Source organism: Cryptosporangium minutisporangium (assembly GCF_039536245.1).
GTDB lineage: Bacteria > Actinomycetota > Actinomycetes > Mycobacteriales > Cryptosporangiaceae > Cryptosporangium > Cryptosporangium minutisporangium.
Genome location: NZ_BAAAYN010000002.1, coordinates 13,444 through 33,443 on the forward strand (window position 1 = coordinate 13,444; position 20,000 = coordinate 33,443).

The 20,000-nt window shown below is 72.2% G+C and carries 19 protein-coding genes; 9 read left to right on the top strand and 10 right to left on the bottom strand.

The window, feature by feature from the left end; all coding sequences use genetic code 11:
- Positions 1-74: 74 nt before the first annotated feature.
- Positions 75-410 (bottom strand): STAS domain-containing protein, encoded by a 336-nt coding sequence (locus ABEB28_RS01320; RefSeq protein ID WP_345726056.1) that lies wholly within the window; start codon positions 408-410, stop codon positions 75-77.
- A 225-nt stretch (positions 411-635) separates the two neighbouring features.
- Between ABEB28_RS01320 and ABEB28_RS01325 the strand changes: the two genes are divergently transcribed.
- A complete protein-coding gene (locus tag ABEB28_RS01325) occupies positions 636-1,388 on the top strand; it encodes a tyrosine-type recombinase/integrase (protein WP_345726057.1) in 753 nt (250 codons plus the stop codon).
- Here ABEB28_RS01325 and ABEB28_RS01330 read toward each other — a convergent pair.
- Together ABEB28_RS01330 and ABEB28_RS01335 are read right to left on the bottom strand one after the other, a co-directional pair.
- Positions 1,353-2,078: a (2Fe-2S)-binding protein gene (locus tag ABEB28_RS01330; RefSeq protein WP_345726058.1), complete on the bottom strand. Its 726-nt coding sequence runs from the start codon at positions 2,076-2,078 to the stop codon at positions 1,353-1,355. The genes ABEB28_RS01325 and ABEB28_RS01330 overlap by 36 nt on opposite strands.
- On the bottom strand, positions 2,062-3,069 hold the full coding sequence (locus ABEB28_RS01335; RefSeq protein ID WP_345726059.1) for a LacI family DNA-binding transcriptional regulator: 1,008 nt from the start codon (positions 3,067-3,069) through the stop codon (positions 2,062-2,064). Before ABEB28_RS01335 ends, ABEB28_RS01330 begins: the two co-directional genes overlap by 17 nt.
- A gap of 217 nt (positions 3,070-3,286) precedes the next feature.
- Here ABEB28_RS01335 and ABEB28_RS01340 point away from each other — a divergent pair, with 217 nt between their 5' ends.
- From ABEB28_RS01340 to ABEB28_RS01355, 4 genes are read left to right on the top strand one after another with little or no spacing between them, the layout of a single operon-like run.
- Entirely contained in the window at positions 3,287-4,585 is a 1,299-nt protein-coding gene (locus ABEB28_RS01340; protein WP_345726060.1) for an ABC transporter substrate-binding protein, read from the top strand.
- A 2-nt stretch (positions 4,586-4,587) separates the two neighbouring features.
- Positions 4,588-5,514 carry a carbohydrate ABC transporter permease gene (locus ABEB28_RS01345; protein WP_345726061.1) on the top strand — a complete coding sequence of 309 codons (927 nt, stop codon included), beginning with the start codon at positions 4,588-4,590 and terminating at the stop codon, positions 5,512-5,514.
- The gene (locus tag ABEB28_RS01350) at positions 5,514-6,323 is read left to right on the top strand and encodes a carbohydrate ABC transporter permease (RefSeq protein ID WP_345726062.1); all 810 of its coding nucleotides are present in this window, start codon (positions 5,514-5,516) and stop codon (positions 6,321-6,323) included. Before ABEB28_RS01345 ends, ABEB28_RS01350 begins: the two co-directional genes overlap by 1 nt.
- 23 nt (positions 6,324-6,346) lie before the next feature.
- Positions 6,347-8,248, top strand: coding sequence for a glycoside hydrolase family 127 protein (locus ABEB28_RS01355; RefSeq protein ID WP_345726063.1), 1,902 nt, complete (start codon positions 6,347-6,349; stop codon positions 8,246-8,248).
- Positions 8,249-8,307: 59 nt separating this feature from the next.
- Here ABEB28_RS01355 and ABEB28_RS01360 read toward each other — a convergent pair whose 3' ends face one another.
- The gene (locus tag ABEB28_RS01360) at positions 8,308-9,747 is read right to left on the bottom strand and encodes a serine hydrolase (RefSeq protein ID WP_345726064.1); all 1,440 of its coding nucleotides are present in this window, start codon (positions 9,745-9,747) and stop codon (positions 8,308-8,310) included.
- 231 nt (positions 9,748-9,978) lie between these two features.
- Between ABEB28_RS01360 and ABEB28_RS01365 the strand changes: the two genes are divergently transcribed.
- A complete protein-coding gene (locus ABEB28_RS01365) occupies positions 9,979-11,937 on the top strand; it encodes an MFS transporter (RefSeq protein WP_345726065.1) in 1,959 nt (652 codons plus the stop codon).
- 101 nt (positions 11,938-12,038) lie between these two features.
- Here the strand turns inward: ABEB28_RS01365 and ABEB28_RS01370 are convergent, their stop codons facing one another.
- The 6 genes from ABEB28_RS01370 to ABEB28_RS01395 all read right to left on the bottom strand — a co-directional run bounded on the left by ABEB28_RS01370 (position 12,039) and on the right by ABEB28_RS01395 (position 15,938).
- Positions 12,039-12,293 (bottom strand): hypothetical protein, encoded by a 255-nt coding sequence (locus ABEB28_RS01370; RefSeq protein ID WP_345726066.1) that lies wholly within the window; start codon positions 12,291-12,293, stop codon positions 12,039-12,041.
- Positions 12,294-12,390: 97 nt separating this feature from the next.
- Positions 12,391-12,681 carry a hypothetical protein gene (locus ABEB28_RS01375; RefSeq protein ID WP_345726067.1) on the bottom strand — a complete coding sequence of 97 codons (291 nt, stop codon included), beginning with the start codon at positions 12,679-12,681 and terminating at the stop codon, positions 12,391-12,393.
- Positions 12,682-12,854: 173 nt separating this feature from the next.
- Positions 12,855-13,835: an aldo/keto reductase gene (locus ABEB28_RS01380; protein ID WP_345726224.1), complete on the bottom strand. Its 981-nt coding sequence runs from the start codon at positions 13,833-13,835 to the stop codon at positions 12,855-12,857.
- A 126-nt stretch (positions 13,836-13,961) separates the two neighbouring features.
- Positions 13,962-14,096 carry a hypothetical protein gene (locus ABEB28_RS01385; protein ID WP_345726068.1) on the bottom strand — a complete coding sequence of 45 codons (135 nt, stop codon included), beginning with the start codon at positions 14,094-14,096 and terminating at the stop codon, positions 13,962-13,964.
- A 148-nt stretch (positions 14,097-14,244) separates the two neighbouring features.
- On the bottom strand, positions 14,245-15,036 hold the full coding sequence (locus ABEB28_RS01390; RefSeq protein ID WP_376981645.1) for an IclR family transcriptional regulator: 792 nt from the start codon (positions 15,034-15,036) through the stop codon (positions 14,245-14,247).
- A 47-nt stretch (positions 15,037-15,083) separates the two neighbouring features.
- The gene (locus ABEB28_RS01395; protein WP_345726069.1) at positions 15,084-15,938 is read right to left on the bottom strand and encodes an LLM class flavin-dependent oxidoreductase; all 855 of its coding nucleotides are present in this window, start codon (positions 15,936-15,938) and stop codon (positions 15,084-15,086) included.
- Between the two features lie 256 nt (positions 15,939-16,194).
- Between ABEB28_RS01395 and ABEB28_RS01400 the strand changes: the two genes are divergently transcribed.
- From ABEB28_RS01400 to ABEB28_RS01410, 3 genes are all read left to right on the top strand, one after another.
- The gene (locus ABEB28_RS01400) at positions 16,195-16,563 is read left to right on the top strand and encodes a hypothetical protein (protein ID WP_345726070.1); all 369 of its coding nucleotides are present in this window, start codon (positions 16,195-16,197) and stop codon (positions 16,561-16,563) included.
- Entirely contained in the window at positions 16,556-16,969 is a 414-nt protein-coding gene (locus tag ABEB28_RS01405; RefSeq protein WP_345726071.1) for a hypothetical protein, read from the top strand. Before ABEB28_RS01400 ends, ABEB28_RS01405 begins: the two co-directional genes overlap by 8 nt.
- A 197-nt stretch (positions 16,970-17,166) precedes the next feature.
- On the top strand, positions 17,167-19,968 hold the full coding sequence (locus tag ABEB28_RS01410) for a helix-turn-helix transcriptional regulator (RefSeq protein WP_345726072.1): 2,802 nt from the start codon (positions 17,167-17,169) through the stop codon (positions 19,966-19,968).
- Positions 19,969-20,000: the final 32 nt, after the last annotated feature.

A 20,000-nucleotide genomic window follows, 5' to 3' on the forward strand; every position in this document is an offset into this window, starting at 1 on the left:
TGGGTACGCAGGTCACCCGGTACGGGATCTATCCCACGCTGAGGGACGCCGTGACCACATACCGCACGGACCGGTCAGCTGACGTTGAGATAGTGCTCGAGACCCGCGATGTGGAGCGCGACCCGCGCGTGCCGGGAAACCGCCTCGACCGTGGCGACACAGCCAGCCGCCCGCGCGGCGTGCTGCACCCGGACCAGGAACGCCATTCCGTGCGAACCGAGGAAGTCCACCTCGGTCAGGTCGAACCGGACGTCGATCGGCTGGGCAGCGACGACGCTGCTCACGACGGCGTCGAGCCGGGGTGCCAGCACAGCGTCGACCGCACCGGTCAGGCGAATCCGCAGCAGGCCGCCACCGTTCTCGACGCGCACGGAACCCGGCCGCTCGACCGGCGGCAGCGTTTGCGGCACCGTGGTGGCACGCGATACACCGTCGGCGCGCGGCGCGCCAAAGGTCGTTTCGCCAGGCGGGGCAAAGCCCCCGGCGTCCGACCACGCGCCTGAACCCACTGCCGGCCTCCCGCTCGTGATCACCGTTATCCGGTACATCTTGGCGTAGGATACCGCTGTGACCTCGAAAACGCCGGGTTCACCGCCAGAAGATTATCCGGTACATCCGTCCGCGGATGGCCGGCGATGAGCGATGCGGTCACGGTCGATTCCGCCGTCGAGTCGTACCTGGCATCGCCCCAGTGCGCGAACGAGAACACCCACCGCGCCTACCGCAGCGCCCTGGACCGGGTCGCGGGCTGGCTCGGCGGCCACCGGCCGCTGACCGAGATCGGCGAGGAAGAGCTCACCACCGCACTCCGCGACCTGTGGGGCAGCGCGGCGGCCGCGACCTGGAACCGGAACCGCGCCGCGGTCGCCGGGTGGCTGGCCTGGTGCCGCGCGCGAGGCCAGGACGCCCCCGCGCTGCCGGACGCCGTGGAGCGCCGGCCGGACGAGACCGGGCCGACCGCCGTCCTCGCACGGGACGCGATCGAGCGCCTGCTGCTGCGGCCGGACGTCCCGCTGCGGGAACGGACGCTGTGGCGCGTGCTCTACGAGACGGCCGGGCGGGCGTCGGACGTCCTCGCGCTCAACATCGAGCACCTCGACCTCCGCCGACGCCGCGCGGGCGAGCTGCGGTGGGACGCCGGCAGCGCGCACCTGCTCCCCCGGCTGATCGCCGGCCGGTCACGCGGCCCGCTGTTCCTCTCCGAGCGGCGGCCACCACCGGCCCGGCGTCCTCCGCGGGCGGATCTGTGCCCCTACACCGGACGCGCCCGGCTCGGTTACGACCGCGCCCGGATCCTGCTCGACCAGTACACCCGGACGCCGGACGGCGCACCGGGTTGGGAGCTGCACCAGCTACGCCGGTCCGCGCTGGCCCATCGCGACGCCTGACATCCGCCGTTCCCGCACCTCCGGACGCTGCCGCGGACAGCTGGCGCACTTCGCGACCTCCGGCGACGCCGCACCAGGCACCGCGTAGATCAAGCAGCACGACGAGCGTCGGAGGTACGGCCCGGCGCCGGGGATCTCGACGAACCGCGGCATCGGCAACCCGCCCACGGCCGCGACCCGTTCCGCGAGCGCCTCTCCCGCGGGACCGCGAGCGACGTCCAGCGCGCGGTTCGCGACCGAGTCGCTGGCGACCGCGCGGAGCGCCCCCTCCCCCACGCCGCTGACCCGGGCGAGCGGCGCGATCACCGCGCCGAGCGCCGGCCCGGCGGCGGCGGCCAGGACGTCCGGGCCACGGCCCAGCATCCGGGAGGCACGCACACCGGCGACCGATCCGTGCGCCAGCTCGAACGTCACGTCGTCCAGCGCGGGCACCCAGCCGGTGACCAGTAACCCGACGATCGGCCCGGCGACCAGCGTCGAGCTGGTCGAGTACCACCACAGCGTTCCGGCGACCCGGCGGGACGCCCCACCCCACCGGCGCGCTGATGCGTCGACCTGTGCGGATAACCACTCCGGGTCGGTCAGTAGCGATCCGGGCAGGCGCGGCCCACCACCCGGCGCGACGGTGTACGCGAGCGACGGCACGGAGATCGCCACCCGCCGGTACAGCTCGTCACACCGGACCACCACCCACCCCCACAGCCGTCGATTCGCGCAGCACCAGCCTGCACGGTCGCACGTGGTGCCCGGGAGCCGGCTCCCCGTTGATGGCGGCGAGCAGCAGGTTCGCCGCCGCGCGACCGAGCCCGTCGAGATCCATGTCGACGCTGCTCAGCGGCGGCTGGCAGGCCGAGACCATGACGTCCCAGTTGTCGAAGCCGACCACCGCCACGTCCTGGGGCACTCGCCGGCCGGCCGCGCGCAGCGTGTCCACCACGCCCCGCGCGATCTGGTCGCTCCCGGCGAAGACCGCGTCGAACGCGGTGTCGTCGGCGAGCAGCATCCCGGCCGCCTGCCGTCCCCACGCCTCGCTCCACTCGCCGAACAGCGGTGGACGGACCAGCGACGGCGCCGCCGCCTCCGCGCGCACCTGCACCGAGTGGTGGTGCTCCGGCCCGGTGACGTGCACGATCCGACGGCGGCCGGTGGCGAGCAGGTGCTCGACGGCCTTCACCGCTCCTCCGGCCTCGTCCGGCACGATCGAGCAGTCGGCCGGGTCGGTGGAGCTGACGAACGCGTAGACCACGGGCACCGGCAGGCCGACCCCGAGCGGCGGCCGCGCCTGGGCCCGGCGGCCGGTGACGATGATGCCGTCGACCCGCCGGGTGAGCAGCGTGCGCAGGTAGTACTGCTCCCGGATCGGGTCGTCCCTGGCGTCGCAGAGCAGGACCGACATCTGCCCCGCCCCAAGCGCGTCCTCGGCGCCGAGCATCAGCGGAATACTGAACCGCCCGATGCTGTCGGTGGTGATCATGCCGACCGTGTAGGTACGGCCGGTGTTCAGCGTCCGCGCGGCCGCGTTCGCCTGGAATCCGAGCCGTTCGGCCGCCTCTCGCACGCGCTGGCGCGTCTCCGCCCGGAGCGAGCCGCGATCGTTCAAAGCCTTGGACGCGGTGCCCACCGAGACGCCGGCCAACGCGGCCACGTCGCGGATCGTCGCGAGTCGATCCGGTTTCCGCACTCGTTTCCTCCGTGGCAACGGTCCGAGGTTTCGCACGGAGACTAACCCAAGACAAACCCTCGTTGACACGCCCCGGTGGGGCTTCCTATTCTCGGCGGCAATCGGTTTCCGAGATTTCCGTTTGTCCGCTCCGACCGCCCTTCGGCGCAAGGTGTTAACGCTCACATTTTGGTTCTCCTCCAGCGCACGTCCCGGCCCCCACGTCCAAGGAGGCACGATGGGCCAGACCCGATTCCGGCGCGGGCGAGCAGTGCTCGCCGCAGCCGTCTTACTGCTCGCCGCCGCATGTCAGAGCGCGGGCGACACCGAAGCGTCCGGTGGCACCGACGCGAAGGACGACGGCTCCACGATCACGATGTGGACCCGCGCGCCCACGGCCACGTTCACCCAGACGCTCATCGACGCGTACAACAAGAGCCACGAGAACAAGGTCAAGCTGACCGTCATCCCCGCCGACAGCTACCAGCAGAAGGTCGGCTCGGCGAGCGGTGCCAAGCAGCTGCCCGACATCCTCGCCACCGACGTCGTCTACGCGCCGAACTACGCGTCCAAGGGCGTGTACCAGGACCTCACGGCCCGGGTCGACACGCTCTCGTTCAAGGACACGCTCGCGCCCGCGCACATGAAGACCGCGACCTACGAGGACAAGGTCTACGGAGTTCCGCACGACATCGATCTCTCCGCGGTCTTCTACAACAAGGTGCTGTTCCGGAAGGCCGGCCTGGACCCGGAGAAGCCACCGACCACGTTGGACGAGCTGTACGCCCAGGTGAAGAAGATCGACGCGCTCGGCAAGGGCGTCGACGGCTACTTCTTCGGCGGCGCCTGCCCCGGCTGCACGCTGTTCACCACCTGGCCGATGATCTGGGCCTCCGGCGAGACCGTCCTCAACGAGAAGGGCACCGAGTCCACCGTCGACAACCCCACCGCGGCGAAGGTGTACGAGCTCTACAAGAAGATGTACCGCGAAGAGCTCGTGCCCACCGCGGCGAAGAACGAGGGCGGCCCGACCTGGGTCCAGGCGTTCACCGAAGGCAAGATCGGTATCCAGCCACTCGGCGCCACCGCACTCCAGACGATGAAGGAAGGTCCGGCGCTCGAGATCGGCGTCGCACCGATACCGGGTCTGACCGGCGGCAGCAGCTCGTTCGTCGGCGGTGACGTGCTCGGCATCAGCTCGAACAGCAAGAAGGCCGACCAGGCCTGGGACTTCATCTCCTGGACGCTCTCCGAGGAAGCCCAGGTCGAGGTCATCGCTAAGAACAAGAACATCACGGTGCGCAGCGACCTGGCCGACAACAAGTACGCCAAGCAGGACCCGCGGCTCGGCACGTTCAACGATCTCGCGAGCAAGGGTCAGACGCCGATCTCGGTCAACTTCGGCAAGACCTACAACGACCCGAACGGCCCGTGGACAGCAACGATCATCGACGCGGTCTTCGGCACCGGGAGCTCGGCGGACGCGCTCGCCAAGCACAACCCGAGCATCACCGAGTCCCTGTCCACGGGCGGCTAGGTATGGTCACCACTCTCTCCCGCCCCACGGACACGGCCCGGCGGTTCTCCCGCCGGGCCGCGCCGGCCGGGCTCGGCCGCAGCCGGGCCCGGCTGGGATGGGCCTACTCGGCCCCGATGGCCGTGATCGTGCTGGTCTTCTTCCTCGTGCCGCTGGTCCTGATGTTCTGGATGTCGGTCAACCACTGGCCGCTGCTCGGGGCGTCCTCCCCGAACGGCGTGGAGAACTACGGGGCGCTCTCCGATCCGCTCTTCGTCCGCGCGCTCTGGTTCACGGTGAAGTACACGGTCGTCACGACGATCGTGCTGAGCCTGATCGCGTTCGGGATGGCGCTGCTGGTGCAGGAGGCCCGCCGCGGCGTCGGCTTCTTCCGCACCGTGTACTTCCTGCCTGCCGCGGTCGGGCTCGCGTCCGCGAGCCTGCTGTTCTACGGCCTGTTCAACACCGAGTCCTCGCCGTTGAACACGGTCCTGGACTGGGTGGGCATCGGCCCGGTCGATTGGCTGGGGACGAACGGCAGCGCGCTGTCGTCCACGGTCGGCATGATCACCTGGCGTTTCGCCGGGTTCTACATGCTGATCCTGCTCACCGGTCTGCAGAGCATCGACCCGACGCTCTACGAGGCGGCACGCACCGACGGGGCGACCCGCTGGCAGACGATGCGGCACGTCACGCTGCCGCTGCTCCGGCCGACGCTCGCGCTGATGATGGTGCTCTCGGTGACCGGCTCGCTGCTCGCGTTCGACCAGTTCTTCATCCTCACCGGCGGACGGCACGACACCGCCACCGTGGCGATCGACATCTACCGCGAGGCGTTCCTCTCCCAGGACCTGGGGCGGGCCGCCGCGATCTCGGTGGCGCTGCTGATCGTGCTGATCCTGATCAACGGCGCCCAGCTCCGGCTGCTGCGGCGGAAGGAGGGGGCCTGATGCCCCGGAAGGTCGGGTACTACAGCACGTCCTCGGCGCTCGCGGTGCTGTTCCTGCTGCCGATGATCTGGACGCTCTACTCCTCGGTGCACGGCGTCCGGGCGGCCGACGGCCGGGACGGCTGGGGCGTGGCCAACTACGAGCGGCTGGTCGCGTACGGCGACGGGCTGTGGTCCTACGTGCTGAACACGCTGGTCGTCGCGCTGGTGACGGTCGCGGTCACGGTGGTGGCGACGACGCTCGGCGGCTACGCGGTCGCCCGGTTGTCGTTCCCCGGCAAGAACCTGCTGTTCCTGGTGACTCTCGCCATCCTGATGGTGCCCTACACGACGATCCTCATCCCGCTCTACATCGTCCTGGGCTGGCTCGGCCTGCAGAACTCGCTGATCGGGTTGGGCCTGGTGCTGGCGATGTTCCAGCTGCCGTTCGGGCTGTTCATGATGCGGAACTCGTTCGAGGCGCTGCCGCCGGAGCTCGAGGAGGCGGCGCTGATCGACGGGTGCACACCCGGCGGGGCGCTGCGGCGAGTGCTGCTGCGGGGCGTCGCCCCCGGCATGGTGACCGTCGCGCTGTTCTCGTTCCTCGCGTCCTGGAACGAGTTCGTGGCACCGCTGATCTTCCTGACCGACGGCAGCAAGTTCACGTTGCCGGTCGCGCTGTTCAACCTGCAGTCCGGCAACCTCGGCTCGGTCGACTTCGGTGCGTTGCAGGCGGGCGTGGTGACCGCGGCGGTGCCGTGCGTCGCGGTGTTCCTGCTGCTGCAGCGCTACTACGTCAGCGGCTTCAGCGCCGGCGCCCTCAAGGGCTGAGATCCACCTCGAAGGGAACCACCATGCAAGCACGCTCGGTAGAAGCCGGTCGAGAAGAATTCATCCGCGTCGCCGCCGGCCCCGCCGCCCCGACCTCCGGCACGCTGCAGCCGCTCGACCTCACCGCCGTCACGCTCGACCCCGGCGGGCTGCTCGGCGCCTGGCAGCAGCGCAACTCCACGGCCACGCTGCCGCACTGCATCGACCGGCTGGAGACCAGCGGCGCCGTCGACAACCTGCGGCGCGCGACCGGCGAGGCGTCCGGCCAGTTCCGTGGCATGTGGTTCGCCGACTCAGACGTCCACAAGACGCTGGAGGCGGCTGCCTGGGAGCTCGGCAGGCGCCCCGACGCGAACTTGGAGCGGTTCGTCGAGTCGATCACGGACCTGCTGGAGCGGGCGCAGGACGCCGACGGGTACCTCAACTCGTACTTCCAGGTCGACCACCGCGACCAGCAGTGGGCCGAGCTGGTCTGGAGCCATGAGCTGTACTGCGCGGGCCACCTGATCCAGGCCGCGGTGGCCGCGTCCCGCGCCGGCGCCGGTGACCGCTTGCTCGGAGTGGCCCGCCGCTTCGCCGACCTGCTGGTGAAGCGGTTCGGGCCGGGCGGGACGGACGCCGTCTGCGGGCACCCGGAGATCGAGACCGCGCTGGTCGAGCTGTACCGCACGACCGGCCACCGCCCGTACCTCGACCTCGCGGCCCGCTTCGTCGACCTGCGCGGACGCGGCCTGCTCGGTGAGGAGCCGAAGTTCGGCGCGCAGTACTACCAGGACCACGCGCCGGTCCGGGAGGCCGACGAGGTCACCGGCCACGCGGTCCGGCAGCTGTACCTGCTGGCCGGCGTCGTCGACGTGGCGGTGGAGAACGGCGACGCGTCGCTGCTGGAGGCCGCCGCACGGCTCTGGGAGTCCGCGTTCGACACCAAGACGTACGTGACCGGCGCGCACGGCTCCCGGCACCGGGACGAGGCGTTCGGCGACCCGTACGAGCTCCCGTCGGACCGCGCCTACGCGGAGACCTGCGCGGCGATCGCCAGCTTCGCCTGGAACTGGCGGATGCTGCTGGCCACCGGCGGCCACCGGTACGCCGACGAGCTGGAGCGCGTGCTCTACAACGGCATCGCGTGCTCCACGTCGCTCGACGGCACGCACTTCTTCTACTCCAACCCACTGCAGCTGCGCACCGGCCACGACGGGTCGCACGAGGACGCGCCGTCGCAGCGGTTGGACTGGTACTCGTGCGCGTGCTGCCCGCCGAACCTCGCCCGGCTGGTGGCGTCACTGCAGTCGTACGTCGCCACCACGACCGACGCCGGCGTGCAGGTACAGCTCTACACCGCCGGCCGCATCGCCACACCGCACGGGGAGATCACGGTCGAGACCGACTACCCCTGGGACGGCCGGGTGACGCTGACCGTGTCCCCGGCGGTGCCCGGTGCGACGTGGACGCTGGCGCTGCGGATCCCCGGCTGGTGTGCGTCGGCGACCCTGGACGGGGTGCCGGTCACCGGCGAGTACGCCGAAGTACGCGGGGCCTGGGAAGCCGGCGAGACGGTACAGCTGGAGCTGGCGATGCCCGCTCGGGTGGTCGCCGCGCACCCGCGCGTCGACGCGGTCCGCGGCTGCGCCGCGTTGCTGCGCGGACCGCTGGTCTACTGCCTGGAACAGACCGACCTGCCGGACGACGTCCTGGTCGACGACGTCCGGCTGGACGCCACGGCACCGGTCGACGCGGTCCCCGGCGAGATCGCTCCGATCGTGCTCACCGCCCGGGGCACCCACCACGACCCCGGCGACGCGCCGCTCTACGGCCCGCCCGCCGCGGCGACGGGTACGCCGATCCCGCTCACCGCCGTCCCGTACTTCCTCTGGGCGAACCGCACACCCGGCGCGATGCGCGTCTGGATCCCGCGCGTCAGCTGAGCGCCGCACCCAGTTACGCCGAATCCGTCCCCACGGCGCCCGTGGAGACGGATTCGGCGTCAATTCGCGGAGAGCGCGGCGGTCGGGCGGCCGGCGGTCGTCGTCATCAGCGCGTCGATCGCCGCGCCGAGGGTGGCCAGCTTCTGGGTGTAGCGGCACTGGCCGCCGTACGCACCGACGAAGTCCACGTAGGTGCAGCCCAGGTTCGTGAAGACCGACACCACGTACCGCCGTGGCTTCGCGCCGGGCAGCGCGGTGACGATCCCGGCGTCCGCACCGGCGCTGGGCACCAGGCCGGTCTTGTGCGCGAACTCCACTTCCGCGTCGTCCGCACACTTGCGCACGTCGCCGGTGTACCGGCGGTCCTCGACGCGTACCTGCCCGGTGGCCCGGTCGGTCCAGCGCGTCGGCACCCGGTGCGGGATGCCCTGCGCCGGGTAGTCCTGCCCGCACCAGTTCGCCGTGGACAGCGCCTGGTTGAGGCCCTGCTCCTGCAGCGTCTTCCGGACCACGGCCCGAGAGGAGCGGCTGAGCACCTCGGTCGTCACCGGATCGCCCTTCGGTGTGCGCCACAGCGTCCCCGGCGCATCGGTGAACAGCAGGAGCAAGCGGGACGTGTCCAGCGCGGTCATCGTGAGGCCCCAGAACGACCAGCCGCCGCCGTCCGCCGGATCGGTGTCGACCACCCGGAGCGTCGTCAGCCCGAGCGACCGGAGCGCGCCGTTCATCGGGTCGATGCCGTCCCGCTCGTGCAGCATCATCAGCAGCGCGCACGTCGCGGTGTTGCTGGAGTACGTGATCATCGCGTCCAGCCACCAGGAGACCGGGTGCTTTCCGGGCTTGCGTCCGTCCGGGCAGGTCGCTTTGCGGGGCCGGTAGTCGTAGACCTCGTCGTAGCGGACACCACCCTGGTCGGCGAGCCGCGCGACGCCGAACGCCACGATCAGCTTGAACACCGACGCTGGGTAGGGCGTCATGAACTCCAGCGGCGCGCCGCCGCGGCCGGTGAGCAGCGGCTCGGTGGACTTTTTCGCCGCCCACGCCGAGTTGCTCCAGTGCGTCCAGCGGACGCCGGGCGCGGACAGGTCGGTCGTCACCGGCACCGCCACCCCCTGCGGGTGATCCTGGGAGAGCAACGTGTTCGCCGCCGCCACCGGGCGGCCGGCGTCGTCGAGCTCGATGACCGCGACGTCGACGTTCGGCACCGCGGGCGGACGGCGGCCGGTCTTCGCGTTCACGACGTCGCCGAAGCGCTGGTCGTCGACGATCTCCCGCAGCCGCTTCCCCAGCCACGCCGAGCGCGCCGCATCGGGTCCGGCGGTACCAGGAGCGGCGCTCGGCAGCGGGTTCGCCGGGGTCTCCGGCACCACCGGCGCCGCGGCGCTGCGTTCGGGTTCCGGCTTCGCGTCGGCTTCGCAGGCGGTGAGGACGCCGCTCGCCAGGACCACGCCCGCCAGCATCGACGCGAGCACCGGCCCGAGCCGTCGCGCCCGATGCATTCGCCCTCCCGCACGGCCGGAATCTGCGGCATCCATCCTGAGCGCATTGAACCAGCGTGAATCCAGGTACGCCGAGGAACACGCGGACACTTAACGCAGAAGCGACACAAGCCCTCCACCGGACGACTTCCGCGAATCGGCCCACCGCATTGGTATCGCTGTTAACTTGCGGAGTCTCGGCGACGCCGCGGGACCGGATCGCCGCCGTCGTCCGACGAAGGGCGTCCGGAGATGACCGACTCCGCTCTCGACCTCGCACCCGGCCGGCCGCCGCTCACCCGACTCTGGCGCCGCTCCCTCGACCGGTACCCGGCCACCGGCCCCCGGCTGGGCTACCTGGCGATCGTCGTAATGGCGACCGTCGCGCTGCACTACGCGCTCTACGTCCACGGCGCGGTCGCCACGCGCGTCATCGCCGAGTACGACCTGACGTTGCGCTACTTCGTGACCGTCGCCGTCGCCGGCAACGCCGCCGGTGCGCTCGCCGCCGGGGTCGCCTGGGCCGCCGGGCTCGCCGACCGCTGGGGCCGGGCGAACGTGATCGTGGGCAGCCTGCTGGTCACCGCGCTGATCATTCTGTTCGGACTGCCCCACGTTCCCGGCCGGACCGGCTACCTGGTGCTCTTCAGCGCGTTGAGCTTCGTCGAGGGTGTGGCGCTGGTGGCCACCGCGGCGCTGACCCGGGACTTCTCGCCCCGGCTCGGGCGGGCGACCGCGATGGGGTGCTGGGCGCTCGGCCCGGCGCTCGGCAGCCTCCTCGTGACCACGGTCGCCAGCCGCACGGTGCCGACCCACCCGGACTGGCGGTTCCAGTTCACGATCTGCGGCCTGGTGGGGCTCGGTGTTTTCGTCGTGGCCCTGCTCGGCCTGCGCGAGCTGTCACCCCGGCTACGGAACCAGATGATGTCCACCCTGCGCGAGCGGGCGCTGCTCGAGGCCCGGGCGGCGAGCACCCACCCGAGCCGCCCGACGGATGACCACCGGCGCCGGACGCTGCGGAGGGACATCGTCGGCCCGGCGCTCGGGATCAGCGCGTTCCTGGTCTTCTCCTACTTCGCGGCCGGGCTCTTCGTCGCCTACTTCGCAACGCGGTTCGGCTACTCCGAGGCCCGCGCGAACGCCCTCGCGACCTGGTACTGGGTCGCGACCGCGCTCGCGCTCGTGGTGGCCGGCGTCGCGTCGGACGCCTTCCGGGTCCGCAAACCGTTCCTGATCCTCGGTGGTCTGATCAGCGCAGGCGGCGTCGCGGTGTTCGCGCTGCGGACGACGGAGCCGGAGACCGGCTACTACACGTTCGCAGTCCTACTGGTCGGAATCGGCGTCGGCGGTGGGATCGTTCTCTCCGTCTGGATGGCCGCGTTCACCGAGACCGTCGAGCGGCGCGATCCGGCCGCCACCGCAACCGGGCTCGCCGTCTGGGTCGGCGCCCTGCGCGGTGTGGTCGCCGTGTCGCTCGTCGGGCTGATCGTCGCGGTTCCGTCGGCCAATGCGCTCGTCGACCGCGGGCCGAGGCTCCAGGAGATCGCCGCGCGGTACCCGGCCGAGTTCGCCACGGCCGCCGAGCTGTCCCCGCCGACCGCGGACGCGCTCGCCCGCTACCCGGACGCTGCGGTGGTGGAGACGATCGCGGTCGCCGAACTCACCGGTCTGCCGGTCACCACGGTCGGGCCGGTGCTGATGACCCAGCGGCGGTACGCGCAGGAGTTGGAGACGTACCTGGCGGCAGTGCCCCGAGGCCCCGGCCGATACTGGTTGAGCGGTCCGAACGACCCGAATCCCTGGGCGACGTTCCTCTGGTACGTCGCTGGTCTGCTCGACGTCGACACGATGACCGCGCAACACCGGCTGAACGCGTTGGACGCCGTGTACGACGCAAACTTCGGCGGGGTGGCGGAGTACGGCGAACAGGTCACCAAGGCGGTGGCGCGGCTGGCGGCGCTGAGCGCAATCCCGGCGGACGATCTGGCCTACCTACGGGAGCACGGCCCGGACGTCGCCCAGGCACTCCGGGCCGCGCCGCACGAGTGGCAACGCTGGTGGTGGATCGTGTTCGCCGGCCAGCTCGTGTTCCTGCCGTCGGTGTTCCTGCTCGCCGGGCGGTGGAACCCGGCCCGGGCGATGCGCGAGGCCGAGCGGCACGAGCAGGCGGTCGTCCGTGAACTCGCCGCGCTCCGGACGACCGGGGGGTGACGGACCTACGTCGACGTCACCCCCCGGCGGTCCTGCCCGGGCATCCGCGCGGCGCCCTGCCCGGCTCCGCGCGGCGCCGCACGGGCGCTACCAGGGTCCCTCTAGGCGTAGACGTTGAGAACGGCGCCGGTGGAGGCGAGGACCAGGGCGGCCTGTTGGCGGGCGGCGTCCGCCTGGCGTTCCTGGGTTGCCGAGGAACGCTGCTGCGCGCCGACCTCGGCGACGCGCTGCTGTTCGTCGGCCCGTTGCTGACGGACGGCGCTGTTCTGTTCGGTCCGGCCCTCCCCGGCGGCGCGGAGGGCGGCGTAGGCCGCGGGACGGGGATCGATGGGTCCGGAGATGGCGAGGCTGGACATCATTGCTCCTGGCGGGACGGGCCGCCCACTACGGGGGCGAGAAAGGGGGAAATCGGGCGCATTCGACGCGGGGGTGCGTCGCTCGGGAGGGGGCGCCTCACGTGTAGACGTCGAGCTTGGCCTTGGCCTTGGCCTCGGCTCTGGCCGCGTTGAGTTCCGACTGGTCCTTGGCGACCTCGGCCCTGGCGTCCTTGAGCTCGGCGACCGCTTGTGCGGCGGCTTGCGCCTTGCGGTCGGTCTCGGCCTTCCGCTCATCCACCATTTGCTGGTCCAGCTTGATCTGCCGGGTTGCGTCGTCGACTCGAGTACTGCTGCCCGTCGACCGGGCTGGGGCGAACAGCGACCCGGGTAACGCGGTGCCGACTGAGCTGGGCGCGCCTACGGACATCAGGAACCTCCTTGGGGCAAGCCGGCCGCGGCATCCGTGCCAGCGGTCCGAGAGTGTTGCAAGAGAGGTGTCGGCAGCGCGGAGAGCCGAATGAGAGGTCGTTCCGGGAATTTTTTCATCCGGTCCGACACGACGAGCCGGGCTCCTCCGATCGGAGGAGGCCGAGTGGGCCGCTACTGGGCCGTCACCGGCGCCTGCGCCGGCGAAACCGCGTCGCTCGGAGCCCCGATCGCCCGCAGACGTGCGGTCATCGACTCGTCCAGCGTCTCGGCCACCTGCAGCGCCGCGACGTTCGCGTGCACCTGCTCCGCGTGGGTCGCACCGGTGAGCAGGCTAGCGACAGCCGGATTGAGCAGCGGAAACGCCAGCGCCAGTGCGGCCGGCGAGACCCCCGACTCGGCAGCCAATGCGGCCAGCTCCGGGCCGGCGGCCACCGCGGCGGCCAGCTGCGGTTCGGTGAGCGCGTCCGGGTGCCGCCCGTCCGCCCCGGTGTCGTACTTGCCGGTCAGTACGCCACCGGCGAGCGCGGCCGACGCCACCACGGCGGCGTTCGCCGCCGCCAGCGCGCGAATCAGATGGTCGTCCTCGACGACGTCCCGGTGCACCAGGCTGTACGGCAGCTGAGCCGCCGACGGGCCGGGCCAGCCCCGCATGTCGGCGATCTGCGCCGCCTCCAGCACCTGCGCCGCGGTCCAGTTCAAGACGCCCCAGGCGCGGGCCTTCCCGGTCTCGAGCAGCGCGACGATCCGCTCGACCGCCTCGGCCACGTCCAGCCCGTCCGGAGGCGGCGCCGCGTAGACCAGGTCGACGTGGTCGAACTCCATCCGCGCCAGCGAGGCGTCCAGCTCTTGCTCCGGAGACTGCTCGGGCCAGAACTCCCACCACAGCTTGTTGGCGACGATCGCCTGCTCCCGGGGCCACCCGGCGGCTCGGAAGAGCTCGCCGAACACCACCTCGGAGTAGCCCGTGCGCATCGGCGCGGCACCGGTCTCGTCGTCGTATCGCGCGTCGTCGAGGAACGTGATTCCGAGCTCGCGGGCCGCCCGCAGGACCGCCACACCCTCGTCCCGGCTGATCCGCTCGAACGTCCGCCACGAGCCGAGCGCGAGCCGGCTCACGGTGACTCCGGAGGCGCCCAGCGCCCTCGTCGGCATGTTCACGGTCTCTCAGTCCTTCCCGGCCCACGTCCGGGCACCGCCTGGCACCCACACTACCCTGGGTGACGCCGAGCGGGTGTTTCGGCACCTCGTGCGGCGATCCCCCGGAACGCGGAGCGACGGTCAGGGGTTTCCGGTGGGCGCCTCGGCCGATCGCGGTGCGAGGTCCTCGGCCAGGCGGCCTTCCAGCCAGGGCAGGGCGGTCAGCATGGCGCCGACGACCGTCGTGAGTGCCACCAGTAACAGGACGAAGAACATCGCGCCTCCCGGAGGACGTCCGCGGCCCGGCGCCGCGTCGTCCCGAGCGTTACCCCGGCCCCCGCGAATTGATACCTATCCCTGGCGTGTCACCGCATCCCCGGCGTGTCGGTCCGAACTGTCCAATCCAGACAACAGAGTGCCGACGTCATCGGGGCGCGTCGCCGGTCCCCCACGCCCCGGGGAGGCCCAGCGCCCGGGAGACTCCCCGCGCGGCAGCCTGGACCGCCGGGGCGAGCGCGATCGGCTGGGCACCGTCGGAGTGCACGACGAGCGAGATCGCGGCCACTACCGAGCCGTCCGCTCCGCGGATCGGCGCCGCCACGGAGAGTGAGTCCATCGTCACCTGTCGGTCGCTCACCGCGAACCCCCGCTGCCGAACGGCGGCCAGCGCCCGACGGAGCTCGTCCGGTGCGGTGACCGTTCGCTCGGTGTACCGCTCCAGCGGCCGCGCCAGCACTTGCTCCTGGACGTCGGCGGGCGCGTACGCGAGCAGGACCAGCCCGACGCCGGTGCAGTGCATCGCCCAGCGCCCGCCGACCCGGGTGCGGACCCGGACCGCGTGCCGGCCGGTGATCCGCTCGACGAACACCACCTCGACGCCGTCCCGCACGGCCAGTTGAGCGTTCTCCCTGGTCACCTCGTAGAGATCTTCGAGGAACGGCAGCGCCAGCTCGCGCAGCCCCAGACCGCGCGGCGCCAGCGAGGCCAACTCCCAGAGCCGCAAGCCGATCCGGTAGCGGCCGCTGTCGTCGCGCTCCAGCGCGCCGCACGCCGTGAGCTCACCGGCCAGCCGGTGCGCAGTGGTCAGCGGCAGATCGGCGCGCCGGGCGATCTCGGTGAGCGTCAGCCGGGAGTGGTCCGGGCCGAATGCACCGAGCAGGATGAACGCGCGCCCGATCGACGAGCGGGAGAGACGGCGGGAACCGGCGGGAGCCACGGTTATCCATCGTGGCACTCCTCAGCGGCCAGGGCGCCGATGCCGGGTCAGTGGACCGCGGCCAGCGCGCGGGCGTGCTCCAACTCGCGGACGCGGGGCAGTACCTCGCGAGCGAACACCGGAAGGTCGGCCTCGGGGTCGGCCAGGTCGAGCACGACCAGGCCGACGCCCGACCGCCCGTACTCCGCCAGCCGCTCGGCCACCTCCTCGGGCGTGCCGTGGATGCCGGTCGGCGCCTCTCCCGACGCGGGTCGGAACGTCACCGCGGCCGCCACCGCGAACCCGACGTCCCGGCCGGTCGCGGCGGCCTCACCGTCGAACGCGGCGAGGCGCGCCGGCACCTCCTGCGGGTCCAGGCCCGGGTGGAGGAACCAGTCACCGGTCCGGGCCGCGAGCGACGCGGCGGCTCGCCAGCCACCGGAGACGACGATCTCCGGCGCCACCTCCGGCTGGACGCTGGGGCGCAGCCCGCGGACGCGGAAGTGCTCCCCCTCCACGTCGACGCTGTCGCCGGCCCAGAGCCCACGGACGATCCGCGCGAACTCCTCCGCCCGCCGATCGTCCGGGTGCGGACCGCTCCGGAGATCGATCGCGAACCGGCCGCCGGACAGCCGCCCGGCCACCGCACCGAACCGCGCCAGCAGGGCGGGGTGCCAGGCGGCGACCGAGATCGGGGCGACGACGGTCAGCCGCTTGGCCGCGCCGAGCAGAGCGAGCGTCGTCTCGCTGGACAGACCGGCGTCACCGCCGCTGAACACGTAGTCGAGACCGAGGATGTCGGCGAGCGCGGTGAGGCGGCGAGCCTGGGCGACCGCGGCGTCGCGGTGGACCGAGGGCGACAATTGCGGGCGGCCGGTCCGGCCGACCGGGATACGGATGCCGAACAGCAGTGGTGCGGGCACGAGGATCTCCTTGGAGAGAGCGGTGTCGGTGAGTCGGGACGGGACGGGTCGACACGGACCGGCGACATCGGAGTCCCGGCGCGCCGGGCAACCTCGAAGAGCTCACCCCACCAAGTTACTCCTAATTCCTATCGGTTAGCTAGGGAATTGACGGCGCCCCGCCGGACGACTGTCGACAGCGCGTAGTAGGTTCGGCGCCGGGCCCCACCGGGCCCCTACTGATCGGCTGGACGCCGCACGAGCCGGGAGGACGCGGGTGGTCGACGGACTGGCGACCGCGGTGACGGTCGTCGCACTCGCGCTGGCGGCCTGGGCGCTGATCGAGGTGCTCCTCGGCAAGGCACCCCGCAAGCCGCTCCTGATCGGCGTCGCCGGGCTGGAGATCCTGCTCGTGGTCCAGGTGGTGGTCGCGGTGGTGAAGTTGGCTACCGACCGGACCCCCGACGAACTGGCCACTTTCCTCGGGTACCTGATCGCCTCCCTGATCATCCTGCCGGTGGGCTACTTCTGGGCGTGGTCGGAGAAGAACCGCTCGGCGACCGCGGTGGTCGGGGTGGCGTGCCTGGTCATTCCGGTGCTCGTGCTCCGGATGAACCAGGTCTGGGACGGAGTGGGCGTTGCCTGAGACCGAGGCACCGCCGACCGGGACCGCACACGGGCCGGGACGCGTCCTGGTGGCGGTGTACGGACTGTTCGCCCTCGCCGCCGGAGCGCGCGCCGGCGTCCAGATCGCGACCCGCTTCACCGATGCGCCGATCGCCTACCTGCTCTCCGCGTTCGCCGCGCTGGTGTACGTGGGCGCGACCGTCGCCCTGGCGCGGTCGGGGTACCGCTGGTGGCTGGTTGCACTGCTCTGCTGCTCGATCGAGGTGGTCGGCGTCCTCACGGTCGGCACCGCGAGCCTGCTGATCCCCGAGGAGTTCCCGGACGCGACGGTCTGGTCGGACTACGGCGCCGGCTACGGTTTCGTCCCGCTCGTCCTGCCGGTGCTCGGCCTGCTCTGGTTGTGGAAGGCCCGCCCGGAGCGCTGAGGCCGGCCTGCCCGAAAGGCCCGCTCGCGCGAGCGGCCTGCCCCCGAAGCAGGGGGCAGGCCTTTCGCCGGATTGGCCAACCGCTACCGGGCTTCCTATTCTGGCTCCGATCGCCCCTACTACCGGCTCTGCCGGCTCCGGTGGAACCACTGCCCGCACAGGCGCGGAATCGTGCCGTAGCGCCCCCGGGGAGCACGATGGACACGAGTCGGGCCTTCGTCGGACGCGGTCCGGAGACGATGATCCTGGCCGAGGCGTGGCGAGCGACCCTCTCCGGCGACCCCAAGGTCATCAGCGTCACCGGGGCTCCGGGCACCGGGAAGACCCGGCTGGTCGAACACTTCCTCTCCTGCCTGTCCGGTGTGTCGACGCTCTGGCTGGCCGCTGACGAGAACGAGGTCGAGCGGCAGTGGGAGATCCTCCACCAGGCCGTCGCCCGGCTGCCCTCGTCGGCGACCGCGGACTCGATCCGGACGCCGGACCCGCAGGCCAACCCGGTATTCGTCGGCGACGCACTCGCCGCCGACCTGCGCCGCACCGGACCGACCGCGGTGGTCGTCGACGACGCGCACTGGGCCGACCGGGCCTCGATCGAGGCGATCCGGTACGCCGCCCGGCGGATGCACTCGGCGCCGGTGCTGGTCGTGGTGATCCACCATCCGCCGGGCGCGGTGCGACGGATCCCGGACGGCCGGCCGAACCCGGGACTGCCCGATGGGTGGCGCCGGATGGTGGAGTCCGACCGTGGCGTCGAGCTGGAGCTCGGCGGACTCGCGCCGGACGAGCTCATGCAACTCGCGGCGCTGGAGGGCCGCGCCGGGCTGTCTCCCGCCGGTGCGGCGCGGCTCTGGCAGCTCACCGACGGCAACCCGCTGCACGTCCGCCACCTGCTGCCGCAGCTGTCGATGCGGACGCTGGCCGCGGACGGCAGCCCGTTGCCTGCGCCGCACTCCATCTCCGCGACGATCGCCTCCCAGCTGGCGACCTGCCGCGCACCGACCAGAGAGCTGGTGTCGGCCGCTGCTGTGCTCGGGGAACGCTTCCGGCTGGCCGACGCCGCCACCGTCGCCGAGCTGGCGAGCGAGCCGCTCGCCGCCGCGACCACGGAGGCGCTCGCCGTCGGCCTGATCGTCGAGGCACCGGGCAGCGGCGGGCGGGAGTTCGCGTTCGCCGACCGGCTGACCCGGTCGTCGCTGTACCACGACCGAGCGCTCGCCTATCGCCAGGAGCTGCACCGGCGGGCAGCGCAGCTGGGCGGCCGCAACGCGCTGGAGCACCGGCTCACCGCCGCGGCGGGCGGGGTCGACCCTGAGCTGGCCGACGACGCCGAGCGCGCCGCCCGGGAGCGCTGGCGACGCGGGGAGCTGACCGCGGCCGCGGCGCTCTACCGGCACGCGGTGGAGCTGACGCCGCGCGGGCGGGTGCGGTTCGCCCGTGTCCTGACCACCGTCGAGGCGTTACTGGTGGCCGGCGACGCGGCGGGCGCACAGGACTACGAGAGCGACGTCGCCGCGGCGCCGGAAGGGCCGTGGCGGAACTACGTCGCCGGTTACCAGCTGCTGCTCTCGGGCCGGCTCCCGGAGGCCAAGGCCCTACTGGACGAGGCACTCGCCACGGTCCGCACCGCACTCCAGCGCCCCGGGTTGACGAACCCCGCGGAATCCCTCGGCGAGCCGACGCCCGGCGGCCTGCAGGCGCGAATCGCCGCGCAGTTGGCGATCATCGCGATCCTCACGCTCGATTACCGGGACATGATCCGGTACGGCGTCGAAGCGGTCGAGGCGCCGGCGACCGAGCCCTGGGTCGCCGCCTACACCCACTTCGCCCGCGCGATCGGCCTCGCGCTCTCCGGCCGGGCCGAGGAAGCCGTCGCCACCCTCGCCGACGCCGACGCCCCGGGCGCGGCCGGTGCGCTCGACGCGCTCTGCGCCCGCGGCATCATCGCGCTCTGGACCGACCGCCTGGCCGACGCCGACCGCGACCTACGGCAGTCGGTCGCGCGGGCCACCGCGGGCGAAGCCCTGCGCATCGGCCAAGCCCTGGGTTACCTCAGCGAGGTCGAGTACCGCCGCGGCGAACTCACCGACGCCGTCCTGCACGCGGAACTCGCGCTCGGCGACGCCGAGGAGAGCCTACGGATCTGGGAGTACGCGATCCTGCACGCGCTGGCCTGCTATCCCCGGGCCGCCCGCGCCGAGTGGTCGGCCGCCGACGCGCACGTGCGCGCCGCGGCGCACTGGGCCGGCCTGATCGGCGCAGGCACCGGCCTCGCGTACGCCGCCGCCGGGCTCGCGGCGATCGCGCAGGCCAAGGACGACCCCACCGCGCTGCTCGCCGCTGCCTCCGACATCGAGAAGCACTACGACTCGCAGGAGCCCGGCACCCACCTCTTCGGACCGCTCCGCGCGGACGCGCTGGCCCAGCTGGGCCGGCCGGACGAGGCGAACGCCGCGCTCGCCGACTACCTGTCCAAACTGGCCCGGCCGGAGCGACGCTCGGCCCGCCTCGGCGTCGCCCGGGTCCGCGCCCGGATCGCGCTGGCCCACGGCCGCAACCGCGACGCCCTGGCCGCGTGCAGCGAGGCGCTCGCGCTGGCGACCGAGATCGGTCTACCGCTGGAGGTGGCCCGGATCAACCTGCTCACCGGTCGCTGCCTCGCCGCCCTGGATCGCCGGGCCCCGGCCGTGGCGGCGCTGCGGACGGCGCTGCTGCAGGCGAAGGCGATCGGCGCCACCGCCTACGCCACCCAGGCCACCGACGCCGCCCGCACGCTCGGCCTCTCGATCTCCACGCCCGAGGCCGTGTTCTCCGGCCTTACCGCGACCGAGCTGAGCATCGCGCGGCTGATCGGCGCGAACCGCACCAACAAACAGATCGCCGTCGAGCTCTCGCTGAGCATCAAGACCGTCGAGGGGCACCTCACCGCGATCTATCGCAAGCTCGGCGTCGGCGGCCGAGGCGAGCTCCGGGAACTCGCCGCCCGCCCCTCAGCCGGCTGACGCCGTCCGCAGCGGCCCCGCAGCTCACCCCA